The sequence below is a fragment of the Sphingomonas sp. genome (assembly GCF_019746665.1).
GTDB lineage: Bacteria > Pseudomonadota > Alphaproteobacteria > Sphingomonadales > Sphingomonadaceae > Sphingomonas.
On sequence record NZ_JAIERS010000015.1, the window covers coordinates 76,675 to 98,164 of the forward strand.

General features: G+C 66.7%; 17 protein-coding genes and 1 tRNA gene. 14 read left to right on the forward strand and 4 right to left on the reverse strand.

The window, feature by feature from the left end:
* Positions 1-68: 68 nt before the first annotated feature.
* Entirely contained in the window at positions 69-920 is an 852-nt protein-coding gene (locus K2X73_RS10805; RefSeq protein WP_294110741.1) for a methyltransferase domain-containing protein, read from the reverse strand.
* A gap of 43 nt (positions 921-963) precedes the next feature.
* Between K2X73_RS10805 and K2X73_RS10810 the strand changes: the two genes are divergently transcribed.
* The 5 genes from K2X73_RS10810 to K2X73_RS10830 all read left to right on the forward strand — a co-directional run bounded on the left by K2X73_RS10810 (position 964) and on the right by K2X73_RS10830 (position 3,334).
* A complete protein-coding gene (locus K2X73_RS10810) occupies positions 964-1,689 on the forward strand; it encodes a ComF family protein (RefSeq protein ID WP_294110743.1) in 726 nt (241 codons plus the stop codon).
* 31 nt (positions 1,690-1,720) lie between these two features.
* A complete protein-coding gene (gene grxC, locus K2X73_RS10815) occupies positions 1,721-1,978 on the forward strand; it encodes a glutaredoxin 3 (RefSeq protein ID WP_294110746.1) in 258 nt (85 codons plus the stop codon).
* Entirely contained in the window at positions 1,975-2,796 is an 822-nt protein-coding gene (locus K2X73_RS10820) for a carbon-nitrogen hydrolase family protein (RefSeq protein WP_294110748.1), read from the forward strand. Before grxC ends, K2X73_RS10820 begins: the two co-directional genes overlap by 4 nt.
* The gene (locus tag K2X73_RS10825) at positions 2,793-3,224 is read left to right on the forward strand and encodes a DUF1178 family protein (RefSeq protein WP_294110750.1); all 432 of its coding nucleotides are present in this window, start codon (positions 2,793-2,795) and stop codon (positions 3,222-3,224) included. Before K2X73_RS10820 ends, K2X73_RS10825 begins: the two co-directional genes overlap by 4 nt.
* A 33-nt stretch (positions 3,225-3,257) precedes the next feature.
* Positions 3,258-3,334, forward strand: a tRNA-Arg gene (locus tag K2X73_RS10830).
* A 489-nt stretch (positions 3,335-3,823) separates the two neighbouring features.
* Here the strand turns inward: K2X73_RS10830 and K2X73_RS10835 are convergent.
* Together K2X73_RS10835 and K2X73_RS10840 are read right to left on the reverse strand one after the other, a co-directional pair.
* The gene (locus K2X73_RS10835) at positions 3,824-5,314 is read right to left on the reverse strand and encodes an ABC transporter permease (RefSeq protein WP_294110752.1); all 1,491 of its coding nucleotides are present in this window, start codon (positions 5,312-5,314) and stop codon (positions 3,824-3,826) included.
* Complete coding sequence (locus tag K2X73_RS10840; RefSeq protein WP_294110756.1) at positions 5,311-6,231, reverse strand: ATP-binding cassette domain-containing protein; 921 nt, start codon at positions 6,229-6,231, stop codon at positions 5,311-5,313. Before K2X73_RS10840 ends, K2X73_RS10835 begins: the two co-directional genes overlap by 4 nt.
* Before the next feature lie 554 nt (positions 6,232-6,785).
* Here K2X73_RS10840 and K2X73_RS10845 point away from each other — a divergent pair.
* The 9 genes from K2X73_RS10845 to K2X73_RS10885 all read left to right on the forward strand — a co-directional run bounded on the left by K2X73_RS10845 (position 6,786) and on the right by K2X73_RS10885 (position 18,360).
* Entirely contained in the window at positions 6,786-7,502 is a 717-nt protein-coding gene (locus K2X73_RS10845; RefSeq protein WP_294110758.1) for a hypothetical protein, read from the forward strand.
* 280 nt (positions 7,503-7,782) lie between these two features.
* Positions 7,783-9,426: a TldD/PmbA family protein gene (locus K2X73_RS10850; protein ID WP_294110759.1), complete on the forward strand. Its 1,644-nt coding sequence runs from the start codon at positions 7,783-7,785 to the stop codon at positions 9,424-9,426.
* A 17-nt stretch (positions 9,427-9,443) separates the two neighbouring features.
* Positions 9,444-10,778: a TldD/PmbA family protein gene (locus tag K2X73_RS10855; protein WP_294110760.1), complete on the forward strand. Its 1,335-nt coding sequence runs from the start codon at positions 9,444-9,446 to the stop codon at positions 10,776-10,778.
* An 18-nt stretch (positions 10,779-10,796) separates the two neighbouring features.
* Complete coding sequence (locus K2X73_RS10860) at positions 10,797-11,495, forward strand: DUF4159 domain-containing protein (protein WP_294110762.1); 699 nt, start codon at positions 10,797-10,799, stop codon at positions 11,493-11,495.
* On the forward strand, positions 11,479-12,504 hold the full coding sequence (locus K2X73_RS10865; protein ID WP_294110764.1) for a MoxR family ATPase: 1,026 nt from the start codon (positions 11,479-11,481) through the stop codon (positions 12,502-12,504). The genes K2X73_RS10860 and K2X73_RS10865 overlap by 17 nt, the downstream gene beginning before the upstream one ends.
* A 16-nt stretch (positions 12,505-12,520) precedes the next feature.
* The gene (locus tag K2X73_RS10870; protein WP_294110766.1) at positions 12,521-13,402 is read left to right on the forward strand and encodes a DUF58 domain-containing protein; all 882 of its coding nucleotides are present in this window, start codon (positions 12,521-12,523) and stop codon (positions 13,400-13,402) included.
* 10 nt (positions 13,403-13,412) lie between these two features.
* Positions 13,413-14,555 (forward strand): BatA domain-containing protein, encoded by a 1,143-nt coding sequence (locus K2X73_RS10875; RefSeq protein ID WP_294110768.1) that lies wholly within the window; start codon positions 13,413-13,415, stop codon positions 14,553-14,555.
* On the forward strand, positions 14,552-16,642 hold the full coding sequence (locus K2X73_RS10880) for a DUF4175 domain-containing protein (protein ID WP_294110770.1): 2,091 nt from the start codon (positions 14,552-14,554) through the stop codon (positions 16,640-16,642). Before K2X73_RS10875 ends, K2X73_RS10880 begins: the two co-directional genes overlap by 4 nt.
* Positions 16,639-18,360 (forward strand): hypothetical protein, encoded by a 1,722-nt coding sequence (locus K2X73_RS10885; RefSeq protein ID WP_294110772.1) that lies wholly within the window; start codon positions 16,639-16,641, stop codon positions 18,358-18,360. The genes K2X73_RS10880 and K2X73_RS10885 overlap by 4 nt, the downstream gene beginning before the upstream one ends.
* A 317-nt stretch (positions 18,361-18,677) precedes the next feature.
* Here the strand turns inward: K2X73_RS10885 and K2X73_RS10890 are convergent.
* The coding region (locus tag K2X73_RS10890) for a cadherin domain-containing protein (RefSeq protein ID WP_294110774.1) at positions 18,678-21,490 on the reverse strand (2,813 nt) is incomplete at its 5' end.

The window sequence follows — 21,490 nt, forward strand, 5'->3', positions numbered from 1 at the left end:
TTGCTTTTGTGCCGTTTAAAGCGTCCTTGCAATGGCCATTCTTGAAGGCGCTTGCCGCCTGCCCGCTTTCATGAGTTCACAGCTTTACCGCCCGGTCGCAAGGCCGCCGCGAGCGAGGCGGTCGCGCTGCCGCGCCGTGCTGGTTGCGGCTGATCGGGGCTCGGCGACCAGCCCGTCAGGAAAACGATCTCGAACCGTTCCGTAACGCGCCCCTCCGCGTCGGCGTGTGCCCCGAAGCTGTCGGCGAGGCGCGCGAGCGTCTCGCGGCGGAGCGGCACGCGGCCGGGCATCACATTGCCCGCCGCCATTCCGCGCAGATCGCCGAGCAGCCGCCACAGGTCGCGGTAGCGCACCGTCAGCGTCTCGCCATCGGCGACGGGCAGCGCGAAGCCGGCGCGGGCGAGGAGGTCGCCGCCGGCGCGCACGTCGATCTGCGGATGGAGCCGCGCGGCGGGGCGATCGCCCTCGGCCTCGCGCAAGGCACCGCGCAGCGTCGTCAGACTCCCGGCACCGACAAAGGCCGCGAGGAACAACCCGTCGGGCCGCAACGCGCGCCGCGCTAAGGTAAGCGCGCCGGGTAGGTCGTTGACGCTGTCGAGAACACCCGCCGACACGATCAGATCGAACGCCCCGTCGGCGAAGGGCAGCGCGTCTTCGCGCCCCTGCACTCCGCCGCTCGCCCGCGCGAAGTCGAACCCCGCGTCGAGCCGTGCCACCCGTGCGCCCTGGGGCGCCACGAACGCGCCATCGAAACAGCCGAGATCGAGAATGTCGCGGAAGGCGCGCTTCACCCCGGCCAGCCGATCGGCGATCCCCTCCAGCATATAGGCGCGCAGGAAATCATGCGCGGCGAAACGGGGCGCGGCGCGGTCGCGCGCCCTGGCACGGGCGGCGGGATCGAAAATCTGGGCCGGGCTCACGCGGTGCCTTGTGGGGGCGGCGCGGGGCGGCGACAAGGGGGCGATGCGCGCGCTGCTCGCACCCTGGCGCTTCGCGGTCGATGCCGCGCTGCCGCCGCGCTGCCCGGGATGCGGCGCGGTGAGCGGCGCCGATCACCTGTTCTGCGCCGCCTGCTGGGGAAGCCTGCGCTGGTTAACCCCGCCATGGTGCGCCAGCTGCTTCCACCCCCTGGCCGATAGCGAGGTTCTGTGCGCGCGCTGTACCGAGCATCCGCCCGGCCATGACGGGGTGCGCGCGGCCGTCGGCTATGATGCGATCGCCCGGGCGATGGTGCTGCGGCTGAAGCATGGCGGGCATATCGCCTATGCGGAAACGATCGCCGCTCACCTCGCGCGGCTGGTGCCCGACAAGGCCGAACTGCTCGTGCCGGTGCCGCTCCACCGCTGGCGGCTGTGGCGGCGCGGCTTCAACCAGGCGGCGCTGATCGCCGACGGGGTGGGGCGGCGGCGCGGCGTTCCGGTCGCGCGCGGCGTGCTGCGCCGGGTTCGGGCGACGCCGATGCTGCGCGGGCTGGGGCGGCGGGCACGGGCACGGGCGGTGGCCGAGGCGTTCGCGCTGGCGCCGGCAAGCGTTCAGCGACTCGCCGGGCGCCACGTGCTGCTGGTCGATGATGTCTACACCAGCGGAGCGACCGCCGAGGCGTGCGCCGGGCTGCTGCGCGCCGCGGGAGCCGCCCGGGTAGAAATTCTATGCTGGGCGCGGGTATTGGACGGGGCGCAGAACGATTGACATTGGCGGCGCGTCGCCACACCTCCACCGCATGAGCAAGGTCGAAATCTACACCAAGGCGTTCTGCCCCTATTGCGCCCGCGTGCTGAAGTTGCTGCGCGGCAAGCCCGTCGAGATCGAGGAATTCGACATCACCCTTGGCGGCCCCAAGCGCGCCGAGATGCTTGAACGCGCGCCGGGGGCGACCACCGTGCCGCAGATTTTCATCAATGGCCGGCATGTTGGCGGCTCCGATGATCTCGCGGCGCTGGAACGCGCGGGCGAACTCGACGCGCTGATCGCGGCATGAAGCTCGCCATTTTGCAGATGACCAGCGGGATCGACCCCGCGGTCAACGCGCAGACCATCGAAGCGGCGATCGCCGAGGCGGCAGCGGCGGGGGCGGTGATGCTGTTCACCCCCGAAATGTCCGGGCTGCTTGATCAGGACCGCGCCCGGGCGGCGGACAAGTTGCGCGCCGAAGACGAGGACACGGTATTGGCGCGTGTTCGCGCGGCGGCGGCGCGGCACGGCCTGTGGGTGCATCTCGGTTCGCTCGCGCTCCGGGGCGAGGGCGACAAGCTGGCCAATCGCGGCTTCGTGATCGATGCCGCCGGCCAGATCCGCGCGCGCTATGACAAGCTCCACCTGTTCGACGTCGATCTGCCGACTGGCGAGAGCTGGCGCGAATCGGCCAGCTACGCGGCGGGCGACGGAGCGGCGGTGGTCGAAACCCCGATCGGCGCGCTGGGCCTGTCGATCTGTTACGATCTGCGCTTCGCCGACCTCTACCGCGCACTGAGCGACGCGGGCGCCGAGCTGCTCGCGGTGCCCGCGGCCTTCACCCGCCCGACGGGTGCGGCGCATTGGCACGTGCTGCTCCGCGCGCGCGCGATCGAGGCCGGCGCCTTCGTGATCGCCGCGGCGCAGACGGGCGAGCACCAGGACGGCCGCGCCACGTTCGGCCACAGCCTGGTGGTGGACCCCTGGGGCGAGGTGCTGCTCGACATGGGCGAGGCGCCGGGGTTGGGCTTCGCCGAGATCGACCGCGCCCGCCTAGCCGAAGTGCGCGCGCGGGTGCCGGTGCTGCGCCACCGCCGCCCGATCCCGGCGGTGACGCGGGCATGATCGTTTTCGACCTGTGCTGCGGAGGCGGGCACAAGTTCGAAGCCTGGTTCGCCTCCACCGCCGCCTATGAGGCGCAGCGAAAGCAGGGTCTGCTCAACTGTCCGTGCTGCGGCTCGGCCGAGGTCGAGAAGGCGGTGATGGCGCCGAACATCGCGGTCCGTCGCGAAACGCCGCCCATGACGCCTGCCTCATCCGAGGGTGAGGCATTGCTGCGCGCGCTCGCCGAGGCGCAAGCGCGGCTGCTCGAACAGTCCGAATGGGTGGGGCAGGGCTTCGCCGCGCGGGCGCGGGCGATGCATCTGGGCGAGGAAACGCCCGCCATCATCCACGGCCAGGCGAGCCTTGCCGAGGCGCGCGAACTGGTTGAAGAAGGCGTGCCGGTCGCGCCCTTGCCCTTTCCCGTGATACCGCCCGACGCGCTCAATTGACCCTCGGCGCCACCCCGGCTAGGCCAACGCCACGCCCCCGTAGCTCAGCCGGATAGAGCGACGGTTTCCTAAACCGCAGGTCGGAGGTTCGAGTCCTCTCGGGGGCGCCATTCCCGAGCAGAAGAGGGCACCGCGCATATAGAGCGGTAAGGGCGACCGGCTTCGCCAGTTTCGGGGGCTGCGATCGGACCTGACACGATGATCGGGTTGTTGGACACAGGCACACCCGCGTCTGGAGTTCGTCGATAGGTTGACCGAAGCGTACGATCGTCGTTGCGCGGTGTGGCGTCATGGTTGATTGGCAAGATACGCCACCGACGGGCGCCGCCAAGGGGCCAGCACGCTCACGGTCAGCACCCGCTTGGGCGTGTCATTCTCAGGCTAGAGCCAATGCCGCCACCGTGCATGGGACACCTCCAACCGCCATGCTTCGCCTTCAGCTTGCAGAACTTCGCCGGGCTCAGCCGGTGCTTGCGGCACTTCGCGGCAGTCGGCAGCGGAGCCACCTGCTCCCTCGTCAGGGCAGACGCTACATCAGATCGAGGGGCCTAGCGGGAGCAGGGCAACGCCCTGTGGCCCCGTACCGCGCTCGCCCTGGCCTAAGTTCTTTGCCGCATCATTCCCATGATGACTTTGAGGCTCGGTCGGGCACCAGCGGCCAGCAGGTTCGCGCGGAAGACCCGGCCCAGAAGGACGACTTCAACGACGAGGAACGCGACCAGCACCGCACCAGAGCCGATGACTTGCCACGCGGGGATGCCCGACCCCAGTCGCCCCAGCACGGCGAACGGCGTGTAGAGTGGGATCCAGGTCATCACGTCGAGCAATAAGCCGCCTTTGCCTGCCAGGATCGATTGGAGCAGCAGCGTGAAGGGGATCATGATGACCATGATCACCGGGGTCAGATAACCCTGCGCGTCGCGCATCGATTCGCTCATCACGCCGATCACCAGAAAGATCATCGAAACCATCAGATAGCCGGCCACAAAGAAGAAGATAATCGTTGCGATGCTTTCAGCCGACGAAACCGGCTCAAGCGCGGGCCTGATCAACTCGGCGATCTCACCCTGCGTCGCAAAGGCCGCGAACAAGCCGCAGGCGACCCAGGTAAGGACCATCGTCAGCCCGATGCCGACCGTGCCGACCAACTTGCCGTACATCAATTCGTTGGGGGTGACACAGGCAAGCACGGTTTCGATCAGCTTGTTGCTGCGTTCCTCGATCGCCCCCTGCAGCATCCAGCTGCCTGACAACAGCAGGGACATCATCAGGATATAAGCGCTGGCAAGCGGCAGGATCGAGCGGATGATCACCCGTTCGCGCCCGCTGCCTTCCGGCGGCGTCGTCACGCTGATCGCGGGCGTGATCGCGCTGGCGATCGTGGCCGTATCGGCCGCGACCCCGTGCGACCGAAGAAAGCGCGTTCGCAGCTCGCCAGTCAGCACGCCCTGCAGCACAGCAATGAAGGACGATCGCGGCTGCCCATTGGCCCATAGTCGCACGACGGGCGAAGTGCCGAAATCGGAGGGGATCAACACAATATAGTCGATCGGCTTACGCCCGGATTTGTCGGCCGGACGGAGCAAAGGTTCGAGCTGCCTGTCGATTGTCGCCACGGGCGCGTGGGCGAGTTCAGGAGGCGCCGGAACGAGCCGGTAATCAGGTTCGGGAGCCTCGAACTTTCTTGCATCCTCAGGTGCGATCTTGGCAATGCTCGCGCGTGCCGCCTTGAGCCCGCCCGCGGCGACGAACGCATCGACATCGGCATCGCCGAACCAGCGGGCATCGCGGGTCCAGATCGCTTCGGGGGCTGCGCGCCGGAGGTCGTGGCGCTTAACATAGCTGGCGAGCTTGATCAGCACCTGACGCTGCTCGCCGACCTCGATCTGACGGCGGATCGCCGTCGCCACGCCGCCGCCGCTCTTGTCGATCAGCATCACCGTTTCAGTGTTGGACCGATCGGTGAAGCGCTTGGTCAACGGCGCGAGCACAAATATGCCGGGCAGCAGCAGCAGGGTGATCCAGAAGCTGCGGGTGCCGGCGATCTGGCGAAACTCGCGCGAAGCCACGAGCATGATGTGCTGGATCATTGCCTGCTCTCCGCGCTGCCGACGATATGAAGAAAAACGTCATGCATGCTGGCCCGATGCTGCTCGAAGCGTCGCAGCGCGAAGCCGTGCGCGGTGCAGTGTCGCAACAGGTCTCCAGGATCGCCGCCGGGGGCGAGCCGTACGTCCCACGCCCGCCAGCCATCGGCGTCAACGGCGCCAATCTCCTTTGCTCTTTCGACACCTGGCAATGACATCGGCGACTGCAAGGCTACCAGCGTTAGCCCTACTGGCAGCGTTCCGCGCGCGCCGTCCTGCGTTCCTTCGAACTGCTTGCGACCATGCGCAAGGAACAGCAGACGATCGCACAGCCTTTCGGCATGCTGCATGACGTGCGTGGAGAACACCACCGCCGCCCCGTGCTTGGCCGCCGCCAGTATTTCCTGCTCCAGCAAACCTTGATTGACCGGATCGAGGCCGGAAAAGGGTTCGTCGAGGATCAGCAGATCCGGTTTATTCACGACCGCGGTGGCGAGTTGAACCTTCTGCGCCATGCCCTTGGACAATTTATCGACGGTGGTCTTGGCGAACGCCCCCAGTCCGAACCGATCGAGCAGCGTCAGCCCTTCGCGCTTTGCATCTGGGGGAGTCATGCCCTTCAACCGGCCGAAATACACAATGGTGTCGATGGCGGTCATCGAGCGGTAGAGCCCGCGCTCCTCCGGTAGGAAACCCAGACGAGCACTCGCTTGGCGTCCTGGTGGCTTGCCAAGCACGGCGATGCTGCCCCTATCGGGCCGCAATATGTCCAGCACCATGCGCAACGACGTCGTCTTGCCCGCGCCATTGCCGCCCAGAAAACCGAACACCTCGCCAGGCGCGACGGCGAAGCTTAGGTCATCGACAGCCGTGAAGTCGCCAAATCGCTTAACGACACCGTCCAACCGAAGTGCATCCACCGCGATTCCCCCTTTTGCACAGGATACTTAGCTTGGTGCTTTAGCGACATGCAACAGTGATTGTCTGACAGTAGGTCTGCTGCACAAGTGAGTGGCAAGCGTACACAGGCGGGAAAATTCGCCGTCTGGAGACGTGCATCTTGGGCGCCGTCAGTCGGAGAAGGCGAACATGGAATTCGGCAGGCGCTTCCGCGAAAGAAAAAATCACGGCTTCGCGACCGAAAAGTGGCCGATCAGCGATGCCCCGGTGCTTCCGCAAGTGCTTATTACGGCGCCCATTTGTATATTAAAAACCCGATCCCGTAAATATTGTTTCCAGCAGTACAATGGTATATCCATCTAGTGAAAGTCGGATAGGGGTCTTTAACTATAAATCAACCATAGTGTATAAATTAAGATGACACGTCACAAAACGGGATCAAGACTAAATGGGAACCGCAGCGCCGGTCGATACCAGGGGCTTCGTTAAACTCCAAGGCCCTGGGCGTTCTCAACCACCTTCGGATGATGCATCCGCTCGTTTTGCTAATGTTCTGCGTTCGACATCCGGACCCATGCCAAAGACCGCTGATACGGGTTCCTCCTCGAACGGCGACATCTCGGTTATTCTGTCCGCTATTTCCCCGGTCGACGTGAAGAGCGCGCTCGCGGAGCGACGCGTGCAGGCCGAAAAGGACGGCGCGAGCGCGGATTATTTGGAAATGCTCGATCACGAATTGCCGAGGTTCGTGGATATTTTCGACAAGTTCCTAAATTCGGGGCTCGCCGACGATCCCCGGTCATTTCTCGCGCGGCTCAGCGCCGCCGAGTTGACGACGCTCCAGTCGGTGCAAAGTCTTGCCGACCCGATCAGGCCGGAATCACTTTCCGTCGAGGGAGCCGTCAACCTGCTATTGCCGCGCAGCCTGTCGCAGGATGTCGACAAGAACGGCATGACGTCCGTCGGGACCGCGCAAACCTTCGTTTTCCCGTCGACCAATGCCCCGGCGGATTTCAAGGCGGCCTGGGAAGCCAAGACGGCGAATCTGAGTTTCGCCCAGCGCGCCGATCTTGAATCCGCCCTATGGCAAGAAAGTCTGCGCTATCAGCAAGACGTGAAGCTTAATAAGGCCGATGCCTTGAGCAGCGCCGACCCTCGCTACTTGGCGACTTTGGTGGATCGCACCATTTCATTCGCCATGTTCAGTCTGAATTTCCAGCCTGGACCAGAACAAAGAGCGAATGTTCAGGCGCAGATTTCCCAACTCCGAGACTTGCGCGAATTGATATAGGTCGTGTGAAGAGGCGTTGCCCGGGCCTGCCGAATAGGTGCGCGAACCGGTCGCGGCGGATATGGTAGTGGCAGCCCGGATGCGCGGACAACTTGCGATGCGGCCGCGTCAATCCTCGCCGCCGCCGGCTCTGAATTAACGCATTGGCGGCATTGCCCGATATTTCCGTAAAAGGCGTTTGACGTCAGCAGTACACCGATGCATGTAGCGGCCGGGCGGCGCCGTCCCGGCGCCTCGCGAACGCTGGCGGTGCGTGAGCTTCCGCCGGCCCGATCGGGGGATGGTCCAAGTGCTTCGACGTGACTTCTTGGCTCTGAGTGGGCTTGGTCTGGGCGCATCGCTGCTGCCCGCGGGTTGGGGACGCGCGATCGCGGCCGAAGCGCTCGACAGCGCGATCGATCCCGCGCTCAAGAAGCGCCTGGCGGATGTCGCGCTCAACGCCGCGACCGGCGCCGGCGCCACCTATTGCGACGTGCGGATCGGCCGCTATCTGCGCCAGTTCGTCATCACCCGCGACGCGCATGTCGAAAATGTCGTCAACACCGAATCGACCGGTGCCGGCGTGCGCGTGATCGCGGGTGGTGCCTGGGGGTTCGCGGCGACCAACGACCTTAGCCCCGATGGCGTCGCCAATGCCGCGCGCCAGGCGACCGCGATCGCGAAGGCCAATGCCAAGTTTCAGGCCGAACCGGTGCGCTTGGCGCCAACCCCAGGCGTTGGCGAAGTCAAGTGGCGGACCCCGATCGCCAAGAACTCGATGACCGTGCCGGTGAAGGACAAGGCGGACCTGCTGCTCGGCGTCAACGCTGCCGCGCTGGCCAACGGCGCCAACTTTGTGAATTCGCTGCTGTTTCTCGTCAACGAGCAGAAGTATTTCGCCTCGACCGACGGGTCTTACATCGATCAGGATGTCCACCGCATCTGGGCGCCGATCACGGTGACGGTGGTCGACAAGGCGACCGGCAAGTTTCGATCGCGCAGTGGTTTGTCGGCGCCGATGGGGATGGGGTTCGAATATCTCGACGGCACGCCATCCGAAAAGATCGTGCTGCCTTCGGGCACCACGGTTTACCGCAACAGCTACGACATGAAGGAAGACGCGATCGCCGCCGCGAAGGATGCGGCCGCCAAGCTGAAGGCGCCTTCGGTCAAGCCGGGCAAATATGATCTCGTGCTCGATCCCACCCATTTGTGGCTGACGATCCATGAATCGGTCGGCCACCCGCTCGAGCTCGATCGTGTGCTGGGCTACGAAGCCAATTACGCGGGCACCAGCTTCGCGACGATGGATAAGCGCGACGCGCGCTTCCAATATGGCAGCGCCAATGTGAATATCGTCGCCGACAAGATTCAACCCAACTCGCTTGGCGCGGTCGGCTATGATGACGAGGGGGTGAAGACCAAGCGCTGGGATCTGATCGCCCAGGGCAAGCTGGTCGATTACCAAGTGGTGCGCGACCAGGCGCATATCCTGAGCAAGGCGGCGTCGGACGGTTGCTGCTATGCCGACAGCTGGTCATCGGTGCAGTTCCAGCGCATGGCCAATGTGTCGCTGCAGCCCGGCAGCAAGAAGATAACCCCCGCCGAAATGGTCGCGGGGGTGGAGAACGGCATCTACATTGTCGGCGACGGCAGCTTCTCCATCGACCAGCAGCGCTATAACGCACAGTTTGGCGGGCAGTTGTTCTTCGAGATCAAGAACGGCAAGATCACTCAGCAGATCGAGGACGTTGCCTATCAGATCCGCACGCCGGAATTCTGGAACGCGTGCAGCGCCGTTTGCGATGAGCGCGACTATCGCCTGAACGGCAGCTTCTTCGATGGCAAGGGTCAGCCGCCGCAAGTCTCCGCCGTGTCGCATGGCGCCGCCACGGCGCGGTTCGACGGTATCAACGTGATCAACACCGCGCGCTCGCTGGGCTGATCGGGAGGCATCAAGACATGACCATCTTTTCCGAAGAACAGGCCAAGGCGATCCTCACCAAGGTCGTTCGCATGTCGAAGGCCGATCAGTGCTCCGCGGTGATGAGCGGATCGACCGCGGGCAATATCCGCTTCGCGCGCAACAGCGTATCGACCAGCGGCATCGTCGATGATTGCTCGCTGGTGGTGGAAGTCGCGTTCGGCAAGCGGGTGGGGATCGCGACGATCAACCAGTTCGACGATGGCTCGCTGGAGCGGTGCGTCCGCCGCGCGGAGGAGCTTGCGCGCCTGGCACCCGAAAATCCCGAGTTCGTGCCGGCGGTCCCGAAGCAGAGCTACAAGCCGACGCCGACCTTCAACGCCAAGACGGCCGCGATCACGCCCGAGTTCCGCGCCAAGGTCGCGGCCGATTCGATCACCCCGTGCAAGGCGTCGAAACTGGTCGCGGCGGGCTTCTTCCAAGATCAGCACCGTTTCGTGGCCGTCGCCAATTCCAACGGCAATTGGGGATATCAGAAGGCGACGGGGCTGGAATATACCTGCACCGTGCGCACCGATGACGGCCGCGGATCGGGCTGGGTCGGCGCCTCGGTCACCGATCCCGCCGATTTCGTCGCCGATCAGGCGATCCGGATCGCGATGCGCAAGGCATCGGCCTCGGCCGAGGCGAAGGCGCTCGAGCCGGGCAAATACACCGTCATCCTGGAGCCGGTGGCCGCCGCCGGCCTGATCGGCTTCATGGCCGGCTTCTTCGATGCGCGTTCGGCCGATGAGGGCCGCAGCTTCCTCGCCAAGAAAGGCGGCGGCAACAAGCTGGGCGAACAGGTGTTCGGCCCGCAGGTGAACATCTATTCCGATCCCGCCGATCCGGTCGCGCCGGTATATCCGTGGGACGACGATGCGCTGCCTCGCGAGCGGCAGGATTTCGTCAAGGACGGCAAGGTCGCGAACCTGATCTATTCGCGCTACTGGGCGCAGAAGCAGGGCAAGACCGCCAAGGGCGCGCCGGGCAATCTCATCATGCTGGGCGGCACCAAGTCGACCGCCGAGCTGGTGCGGTCGACCGAACGTGGCATTCTGGTGACGCGGACCTGGTACATCCGCCTGGTCGATCCGCAGACCGTGCTGCTGACCGGTCTGACCCGCGACGGCACCTTCTATATCGAGAATGGCGAGATCAAATATCCGATCAAGAATTTCCGCTTCAACGAGAGCCCGGTAATCATGCTCAACAATATCGAGGAGCTGGGCCGCCCGGTGCGGGTGCCGCCCGATGAAGTATCGGTGGAAATCGTGGTGCCGCCGATGAAGCTGCGCGACTTCACCTTCACCTCGCTTTCCGACGCGGTGTAGGCCGCGCCGCGTGCTGCGATGACGCGCGCCGAATTTCTGCGCCTGTTGGCGGGCGGGCTCGCGGCGGCGACCCTGATACCCCGCGCCGCGCGCGGGGCTGGCGGTTATGATTTCTGGTTCACCCGGTTACGCTATGATTCGGGTGACTGGAACGTCGATGAGCGGATGCCGAGCAACCTGATAACCTCGTTGATCGACTATACCAGCTTACGGGTCGATCCGAAGGAGCATGTCGTCGCGCTGGCTGATCCCAAGATGCTCACGGCGCCCTTCTGTTATCTGGCCGGCCACAAATTGGTGGAGTTCTCGGCCGCCGAGCGGCGCAATTTCGCGACCTACGTACGCAACGGCGGCTTCGTGCTTGTCGATGATTGCAACCATGATATCGATGGCCTGTTCGCTAAATCGTTCGAAGCCGAAATGGCGAAAATGTTCGGCAGGGACGCTCTGAAAAAACTCCCGAACAATCACCCTATATTCCGTAGTTTCTTCAAATTCGATGGGCCACCCAATACCAGCCTTGAGTTGAATGGCTGGGGTGATGACCTTGTGCACGATTATGTGAAGGGCATCACGATCAACGGCCGGCTCCAATTGCTCTATTCGAACAAGGATTATGGTTGCGAATGGGATTACGATTGGCGCAACAAGCGATTTCTGGCGCAAGACAATACGCGCTTCGGGGTGAACATTGTCATGTATGCGCTCGCCGCGTGATGCCGGATCGGCGGGCATGAGCGTGGCGATCGGCGAGGCGGAAATCGCGCGGCGGATCGAGCAGCTTGGCGCGCTGAAAGCCGCGATCGGCCAGGCGATCATCGGTCAGGACGCGGTTGTCGAGCAGTTGTTGATCGGGCTGTTCGCGGGTGGGCACTGCCTGCTGGAAGGCGTGCCGGGGCTGGGCAAGACCTTGCTCGTCCGATCCTTGGGCGCGGCGCTGGAGCTGACTTTCCGCCGCGTTCAGTTCACCCCCGATCTGATGCCGTCGGACATTCTCGGCACCGAATTGCTCGAAGAGGATCATGGCACGGGCCATCGCTCGTTCCGTTTTCAACAGGGGCCGGTCTTTACCAACCTGCTGCTCGCCGACGAACTCAATCGTACCCCGCCCAAAACCCAGGCCGCGTTGCTCGAGGCGATGCAGGAACGCACCGTCAGCTATGGTGGCACCACCTATCAGCTGCCGGCGCCCTTTCTCGTGCTGGCGACGCAGAACCCGCTCGAACAGGCCGGCACCTATCCGCTGCCCGAAGCGCAGCTCGACCGGTTCCTGCTCCAGATCCGGGTCGACTATCCCGACGAAGCCGAGGAAATCGGCATTCTGCAGCAGACAACGGGCACGCGATCGCCCACGGTGCCGCCGGTGATGGACGGCGACGCGGTGATCGTGCTGCAGGCGATGGTGCGCGACGTTCACGTATCGCCCGACCTGACCGCCGCGATTGTCCGGCTGGTGCGCGCGACACGTCCCGGCGACGGCGCGCCCGACATCGTAACCCGCTATGTCCGCTGGGGAGCAGGGCCTCGCGCCGGCCAATCGCTGGTGCTGGCGGCGAAAGCGCGGGCGCTGCTGCACGGGCGGCTCGCGGCGACGCGCGAGGACGTGGCGGTGCTCGCGGCACCGGTGCTGCGCCACCGCCTGTTGCTGTCCTTCGCCGCCGAGGCGGAGCAGATGGAGGCCGACGCGGTGATCGCGGCGCTGGTCGGGCAGCTGCGGGTCGCTTGACCACCGCCCGCCGCCGATGGACATGCTGCTTCCCGCCGACCTTCGCAGCCGCCTGAAGCGGCTCGCCCTCGTCACCCGCCATGCCGCCGGGCATCGCGGCGTCGGCTGGCATCGCAGCACCAGCCGTGGTGCCGGCCTGGAGTTCGCGCAATATCGGTCTTACGAGCCGGGAGACGACCTGCGCCAGATCGACTGGAAGCTTTACGGGCGATCCGACAAGTTTTTCGTGCGCGAAAGCGAGCGTGAAAGCCCGGTGGCGGTGTGGGTGTTGATCGACGCAAGCGGATCAATGCGCCAGGCGGACCAGGCGCGCCCCGATTTGACCCGGCTCGACGCGGCGCGGCTGCTGACGCTGTGCATCGCCGAGCTGGCGATCCAGCAGGGGGATGGGTTCGGCTTCGCGACGCTGGGGGGCGCGGCGCCGGTAGTGCTCGCCCCTGGTACCGGGGGGCGCCAGCGCGATGCGCTGCGGCTGGCGCTGCAAGCGGTGACGGCCGAGGGCGGCACGCCCGAGCCGCAGGCGCTGGCGCCGCTGTGGAACCGCATCCGCGCGCGCGACCTGGTGATCGTGCTGAGCGACTTTTTCGATGAAGGCACGGCGGCGCTGGCCGAGCGCCTCGCCGCCGCGGGTCGCGAGACGCTCGCCATCCGCCTGCTGACGGTCGAGGAGCGCGACTTCCCCTTCACGGACGGGCATCGCTTCCGCGACCCGGAGACCGGCGCCGAACTGCTCGGCGACGGACGCGCGTTGCGCGACGCCTATCTGGCCCGCTTCGCCGAAGCCGAAGCCGCGCTTAACGCGCGTTTTGAGGCAGCCGGCATCCGCCATGCCGTGTTGACCCTTGACCATCCCGTAGACGCGCCGCTGCGCGAGCTGTTCGCGCGCGGCGCCGCATGAGCTGGCGCCGATGACCCTCGGGCTCGCCACGCCCGCCGCGCTCGCTGCATTGGCCGCCCTGGTGCTGCCGCTCGTGATCCACCTCGCGCGGCGCAGCGACCCCGATCTCGTCTGGTTCGCGGCGCTGCGCTTTCTGGAGCAACGACCACGCCCGCGTAGCCGGCTGCGCTTCGACGAATGGCCGCTGCTGATCGTGAGGCTGTTGCTGATCGCGCTGATCGCCCTGTTCCTGGCGCAACCGCTGCTCGACGGTGTCGCGGATCGCCGTCCGCGCGTCGCGGTGCTGCCCGGCGCCGCTGCCGCGCTGCCCGGAGCGACGCGGGGCGATGTCCGTGGCCTGTGGCTCGCCGAAGGCTTTCCTCCGCTCGACCAGCCCGCGCCGCCGCCGCCCGTCAATTTCCCCAGCCTGTTGCGCCAGCTCGACGCCGATCTCCCGCCGGGCACGCCGCTGACGGTGATCGTGCCGGCTACGCTCGACGGGGCGGGCGCCGAGCGGGTGCGGCTGTCGCGCCGGGTGACATGGCGGATCGTCCCCGATGCCGCGCCCCGCGCCGCGCCGGCACCGGCAACGCCACGGATGCCGCCCCTGGTACTTCACGTCGCCCCTGGTCGGGAGGCCGAGGCGCGTTATTTCCAAGCGGCGGCGACGGCCTGGGGCAAGCCGGCGACGCGGCTCGCGTCGGTGGCGCGCCCCGCCCGGGATGCGCTGCTCGTCTGGCTCGATCGCGATGCCCTGCCGCCGGTGCTGCGGGAATGGGTGGCGACCGGGGGCACCGTGCTACTCCCGCGCGATGCCGCCGAGCCACTGCCGCCGGGACAGGTCGTGTGGCGCGACGCGCAGGGGCGTTCGATCGCGACCGCCGCGATGATTGGCCAAGGGCGAGCGATCCGCTTCGTGCGGCTGCTCCGCCCTCTTGATCTCCCGCTGCTGCTGGAACCGGCCTTTCCGGCCGCCTTGCTCGATACGGTCACGCCGCCACCACCCGCGCCGGGCCGGGTGGCCGCCGCCGCTTACGCCCCCGAGCTGGGCGGACCGCGACCCGATCGACCGCCGGCGGTTCCGCTCCAGCCGTGGCTCGCGCTGGCGATCGCCGTGCTGCTCCTGATCGAGCGCTGGCTCGCCACCACCCGACGCCGGACCATAGCGCCATGACCGCCGAGTTCCTGCTGGGCCGCGCGCTAGAGCGGGCACGACGGCGAACCCTGATCGTCACGCTCGCGCTATGGCTGCCGGGCGTGCTGGTGTTGGCGGCGATGGCGCTGCGCTTTTCGGGATGGCTGGCCGCGTCGCTCATCGGGCTGGCGGGAGTCGGCCTGGCCAGCATCGTGGCGTGGCGGCGCGCGCGCGACCGTGATCGGAACTGGCTGGTGCGCCGGCTGGATGCCGAACGGCCCGAGTTCGAGGACAGCAGCGACCTGTTCTTCGCCCCGGTCGAGACGCTGTCGCCGCTCGCGCGGCTGCAGCGCGCGCGGCTGAGCGACCGGCTGACGGCGGCATCGGTGGTCGACCTGGCACCGGCTGTCCCGTGGCGCGCGCTGCTGATCCTGTGGGGACCGGCGGCGTTGGCGGTGGCTGGCTTGGCGCTGGTCCCGGGCGAGCGCCGCGTCACGCCGCCGCTCGCGCCGAGCGACGAAGGGGACGCGGCGATCCCCGGCGTACCGCGCCTGGTGGGGCAACGCCTGCGCATCGTCGCGCCCGCTTATACCCGCCTGCCCGCCCGCGATACCGGCGCGCTCGATGGGCAGGCCGTTATCGGCAGTCGGCTCGAATGGACGCTCGCCTTCGATCCCGAACCGACCGCGGCTGCGCTGCTTCTGCTCGATGGGCGCCGTATCGCGCTGCGCCGGGAAGGCGCGCGGTGGTACGCGGCGCTGACTCTCGACCGGACGATGCTCTACCGGGTGGCGCCGCGGGGGGGAACGGCGCGCCCGAAGCTCCACCGCCTCGCCGCCGTGCCCGACGCACCGCCCGCGGTGCGCGTGATCGCCCCCGCGCAGAGCCTGACGATCGCGACGCCCGGCCAGAAGCGCTGGGCGCTGGCATTCGAAGCCACCGACGATTTCGGCGTTGCCCCGACGGCGCAACTGCGCGTCACGCTCGCGCAGGGCCAGGGAGAGAATGTCCGGTTTCGCGAGCGGATCATCCCCATTAGCGGCTCTGGGCCGGCGCGACGGCGGCGCTTCACGCCGTCGATCGACCTTGGCGCGCTCGGCTTCGCGCCGGCGACCGATCTAGTCGTGCAGCTGATCGTCCATGATCAGCGCGCGCCCGGCCCGCAGGTGGCGCGCAGCTCCAGCGTGCTGCTGCGCTACCCCGCCGCGCGCGACGCCCAGGGCACCGGCGTTGAGGGCCTCGCCGCGCGTACCCTGCCGGCCTATTTCCGCAGCCAGCGCCAGATCATCCTCGATATCGAAGCCTTGCTGAAGGATCGCCGCCGGATCGCCGCCAATATCTTCGCCGAGCGATCGGACGCGATCGGCGAGGATCAGCGGCTGCTGCGAGCCCGCTACACCCAGTTCCTGGGGCAAGAGACCAAGGAAGAGAACAATGCCCTGCCAGTAGCGGAGAGTGGCGGCGAGCACGCCGGTGAGGCACCGCCCACCGCCAGCCCAGGCGGGTTCGGGCGGAGCGACGACGTGCTGGCCGATTATGGCCATGCGCATGACGAGGCCGAAGCCGCGACGCTGTTCGATCCCGAAACCCGAGCGACGCTGAAGCGCGCGGTCGACGCCATGTTCCAGGCCGAACGCGCGCTACGGCAGGCCATGCCCGCCGCCGCGTTGCCCGAGGCGCATCGCGCGCTCACGGCGATCAAACAGGTCCAGCAGGCGACGCGGATTTTTCTCTCGCGGGTCGGCCCTAATCTGCCCCCAGTCGATTTCACCCGGCGCATGACCGGCAAGCGCGAGGGCATCGCGGATCGCGCGCTGCCGCTCGCGCCGCGCCCAGATGTGGCGGCGACGGCGCCCGAGGTTGCGCTGGCGGCGCTGTCCGATGGTCGCCTGCCCGATCTTCATGCGTTGCAACGCTGGATCGCGGCGAACCCCGGGGCGCTCGCCAATCCGCTGCCGCTCGCCGAGGCGATCGACGCGCTCGCGGCCCAACCCGAATGCTTGCGTTGCCGCGAAACGCTGCGCGCGCGGCTGTGGGGCGCGCTGCGCGAGCCGAGCGCCGAGCCGCTACGCCGCGCCCCGCCGGACCAGATGGGCACGCGCTACCTGCGTGCCATCGGCCCATGACGACGATCGCGGTGATCCCACACGCGCTGATCGTGCTGGCGACGGTGGTGGCAATGGCGCGGACCGTTCGCCACGCCCGGCGCATGACACCAACCCGGCTGGCGATGCTGGTGGCGCTCCAGCTCGTGAGCGCGCTGCTGCTCATGGCGCTGCTGGCGCCCGAAACCGGCGAGGAAGGCGCGGAAGAGTTGACGATCGCGACCGAAGGGACGCCGGCCAGCAGCTTGGTCGGCGCCAATAAGGCGATTATCGCGCTGCCGAACGCACTGCCCGGCTGGAGCGGGGAACGCGCGCCCGATCTGGCGACGGCTCTGCGCCGCCATCCCGGGGCGCGACAGCTGCGCATCCTGGGGTGGGGGCTGACGCGCGACGATCGGGCCGCCGTCCGCGGAATGGCGGTGATCCCGGCGCTGACGCCGCCGCCGCCCGGGATCACGGGCATCCATGCGCCCGACGCGATCGCGCCGGGGATGCCGTTCACCGTCGGCGTGACGACCACCGGCTTGAAAGGGGCGTCGATTGAACTGCTCGATCCCGCCGGGACGCGCGTCGAGCGCGTCTTGGCGGGCGACGACGCCGCGCCGGTCGCGCTGCGGGCAACCGCGCGCACCGCTGGCAACTACCGCTTCGCCCTCCGCGTGGTACGGTCGGGCGAGGTGGTGGAGACCGCCGACGTTCCCGTTCGCGTCACCACGAGCCAAGCTTTGCGGGTGAGCATGTCGGGCGGCGCGCCATCGGCCGAATGGAAGTTCCTGCGCCGTTGGGCGGCCGATGCGGGCATGACGGTGAATGCCCGCTTCGCGACCGGTGGTGCCATCGCCATCGGCGATCTTGATGCCGACAGACCCAGCGACCTCACCATGCTCGACGATCGCAGCTGGGCGGCGCTGGATGGCGGCGCCCGCGCCCGGCTGATCGCGCTGGTGCGCGGCGGCATGGGGCTGATCCTGCGGGCAAGCGGCCCGATCCCTGCGGATGTGCGCGCCAGTTGGGTGCGGCTGGGATTGCCAGTCATGGGTAGCGGACGGCTCGTGCCGGTACGCATCGACGGCACGGCCTCAACCGATCACGAACGGGCCGATCTGGGCTTTGGCGGGGGCGCGGTGCCGATCGCGCGCGCGGCGGACGACGCGGTCCTCGCCGCGTGGCGCCCCCTGGGCATTGGCCGCGTGGCGATCGTGTCGCTGACCGACAGCTATGCCTGGGTACAGACCGGCGACCCGGCGCGCCATGCCCGTTTCTGGAGCGATATTGCCGCGGCGGTGGCGCGCCCGGGCTCGGCGACGGCCGACCCGCCCGCGATCGGCCAAGTGGGAACCCGGGTCGCGCTCTGCGGGCTCATCTCTGGCACGGCGCGTGTTGTACCGCCCGAGGGGGCGCCGGTGCCCGTGCTGCGCGATCGCGCCACGGGGACGCGTTCCTGCGGCGGCTATTGGCCTCGGTCAAGCGGGTGGCATCATCTCGATCGCGGAGAGGAACCGGCGATCGCATTCTTCGTACGGCCTGCGGGATCGCTTGTGTCGGCAAGCGCGGCGGAACGTGGCGACGCGACCCGGGCGCTGGCGGCTTTGGGCGATCGCGAACCCGCCAGGGCAGATACGCCGGCAACCGTCGCTTCGGCAGCGCTCGCAGTGCCGCGGTGGCTCTGGTTCCTAGGGTGGATGGTGGCAGCCGCCTCGCTTTGGTGGCTGGAGCGAAGCCGCTTGGGACGGCGCTGAACCGGCGATGCGGCGGGGGCTTGGCGAAGGTGGCGGCCGCCGCCCGTTGCGTAGGCAAGTGCCCGTCCACCTTCACCATTCTGTCCCCGAGCCCGTTGCCGAAGCGGGCTCGTGTCCTTGGTTGGCAGCGTCTGGGACCGCGATGACAATAGCTTCGCCAAAACAACCAACCGCGTCCGCAAGGCCGAAGCGATCCGCTGGCCTGGATCGTCGCCCGCATTCGGGGCGATGTGGCTCAAACCCCTAAGCCTTCGGTGAAGCCGGCGCCGCTCAGAGCCATTCGCCATGGCATACGCGCTTGCGGCAGAGGCGGCGAGCTATACCCAGCTGATCCGCTCGATCCCGTCGAAATTGACCGTGTGGCCGTCTGCGAAGTGGATCGTGCCTGATGCATCATTCCCCGTCTCGAACGTGCCCGTTGCCGTGTGGGCCGCAAGCTGGGTGCCGTCGCCGAGCTCGACATACCAACCGGTGGGGGCGGTGGGCGCGCCGACGTCGTGTAGTTCGATCGTATCGATCCAGCCGCCGCCGGTGCCACCGCTCACCACGTCAGAACCGTCCGCCAGGCCAAGCACGATCACGTCATGGCCAGGGCCGCCGCTGAGATTGTCAGCACTCGGCCCGCCGACGAGCACGTCATTGCCCTCGCCGCCGGAGATGGTTTCGCTGCTGCTGTTACCCACCATGTAATCTCCCGAAATTGTTCCCGACAAAGACGGACTGGAACCGTTGTTCACCACCAGGTTGAAGGTTCCGTCCGCGAACTTTACTTGCTCAATGTTAACAAGAATATCAGTGCCGTCGCGGTCCGCGACCCGATCGGTCACGACCACCTGGCCATCGGCATTCAGGCGGAAGTCGTAATCGGCGCGGTTGCCGGTGAACACGGCGATGTCGGTTCCGGCGCCGCCATCCAGCAGATCATTGCCGCCATTGCCGCGCAGCGTATCGTCGCCTTCATAACCAAGCAGATTATTCTCTTCGCGGTCTCCGATCAGCGTGTCGGCCGCCGTCGTGCCGGCATAGGTGGCCATCTCGTTGTTCACGCCGATGGTGATGCGTTCGTCGTGCGTCAGCCCGGCGGCATCGGTGACGCGGACGGTGATCGCGAGGCTGGTCGTGCTTTCATAATCGATGACCGCACCATTCGCGACCGTGATCCGACCGGTCGTCGCATCGATCGCGAAGCGCCCGCCCGCATCGTCGAGCAACGCGTAGGTCAGGCTGTCGCCGGCATTGGCGTCGATCCCGGTAAGGGTGCCGACAACCGTACCCCCCGTCGCATTCTCGTTGATCGAGAGCTCGGGTGCGGCGGCGACCAGCGACACATTGTCCAGCCGGGTCGCCGCCCAGTTGCCGTCGGTGCCGATCTCGCGGAACTCGAGGACATTGGCGCCCGCGGCGGCGGTGAGGTTTAGTTGCTCGTGCGTCCAGGTGCTGAACTGGCCGGTCGAGTCATAGGTACCAACCACCACACCGTTCCAGATGACTTGGACGATGGTGTTGCCTTGGTTAACATGCCCGCTGCGATCGAAGCTGAGCGTGTAGGTGTCGCCCGCCTTAAGCCCGTCGATGGATTGGCGGATCGTGCCATTGGTTGTAGAAGAAGCCAGCTCAACTTGATACTTGCCGTCGGTAGTCGTCCAATATCCCAGGCCGCCACTGTAGTTGTTGGCGACAATGTCGATCGTGCCGGCCGTGGTTTGCCAGCCGGTCGCCTTGGGCGTGATGTAGGCGTAATTGTCGCCATACCAGATGATCCCGCCGCTGAAATTCTCGAAACTACCGTTGACGATGTGGTTCAGCGGGGTCGATGCCTGAATGGTGAAGCCGGTGGGCGCGACATTGTCCGGGTTCGCCGCCGCAAGCGTCGAGAAAGTGCCGTTGGCGAAGCGCAGCTGCTCGACATTGACGACGATATCGGTCCCGTCGCGACCGTTCACCAAATCGGCGACCGTCACCCGCCCCTGCGCGTCCCGGGTGATCAGATACTGGCTGCGGTCGCCCGAGAAGACGGCAATATCGTTGCCGGCGCCACCGTTGATGAAGTCATTGCCCATCCCGCCGCGCAAGATGTCGTTCCCGTCATACCCCAGGAGCATGTCTTCCTCGGCGGTGCCGGTCAGCGTGTCGGCCCCGGCGGTTCCGGCCAATGTCGTCGCCTCATTGTTCACGGCGATCGCGATCGTTTGATCGAAGCTTTGGCCCGCGGAGTCGGTAACGCGGGCCGTGATCGACAGATTGGGCGTGCTCTCGAAATCGATTGTCGCACCTGGCGCCACGGTGATCCGGCCGGTGGCGGGGTCGATGACGAAACGCCCGCCAGCATCGTCGAGCAGCGCATAGGTGAAAGTTTCGCCGGCATCGGCATCGCGACCGCCAAGCGTTGCGACCAGCGTGCCCGCTGCCGCATTCTCGTTGATCGACAATTCGGGGGTCCGGCTGACGAGGCTCACATTATCAAGGCGGGTCGCCGCCCAATTACCGTCGGCACCGATTTCGCGAAATTCGAGCACATTGTCGCCGGCGGCGGCGGTCAGGTTTAGCTGCTCATGGGTCCAGCTGCTGAACTGTCCGGTCGAGTCATAGGTGCCGACGACCTGGCCGTTCCAGACGACCTCGACAATCGTGGTGCCCTGGCCGACCTGCCCCGCGCGGTCGAAGCTCAGGGAGTAAGTTTCGCCCGCGCGCAAGCCGCTGATCGTCTGGCGGATAGTGCCGTTGCTCGTGGCGCTGGCCAGCTCGAGTTGATACCTGCCGTCACTGCCGCGCCAAGTGCCTTCCGGCGAAACATAGCCATCGGCGACGATGTCGATCGAGCCCGAGGTCGTTTCCCAGCCGGTCGCGACCGGGTTGAAATAGCCGCCATTGGCGATGCCCGAGACCGTGCCTTCGGTGAAATGTTCGAAGCTGCCGTTGGCAATATGGTTGAGCGGGGTCGCCGCTTGAATGAAGAAGCCGGTGGGCGCCTCATTCTGGTTGGTGACCGCGATGGTCACCGGCCTGCTGCTGGCGATGCTCCCGTCGCTGGCGTGAACGATGATGCTGTAGATGTTGTCGCCATCGCGGTCGCGCGGGGTCTCGTAGTCGGGGGCGGCCTTGAACCGCACCTCGCCGGTCGCGGGGTCGA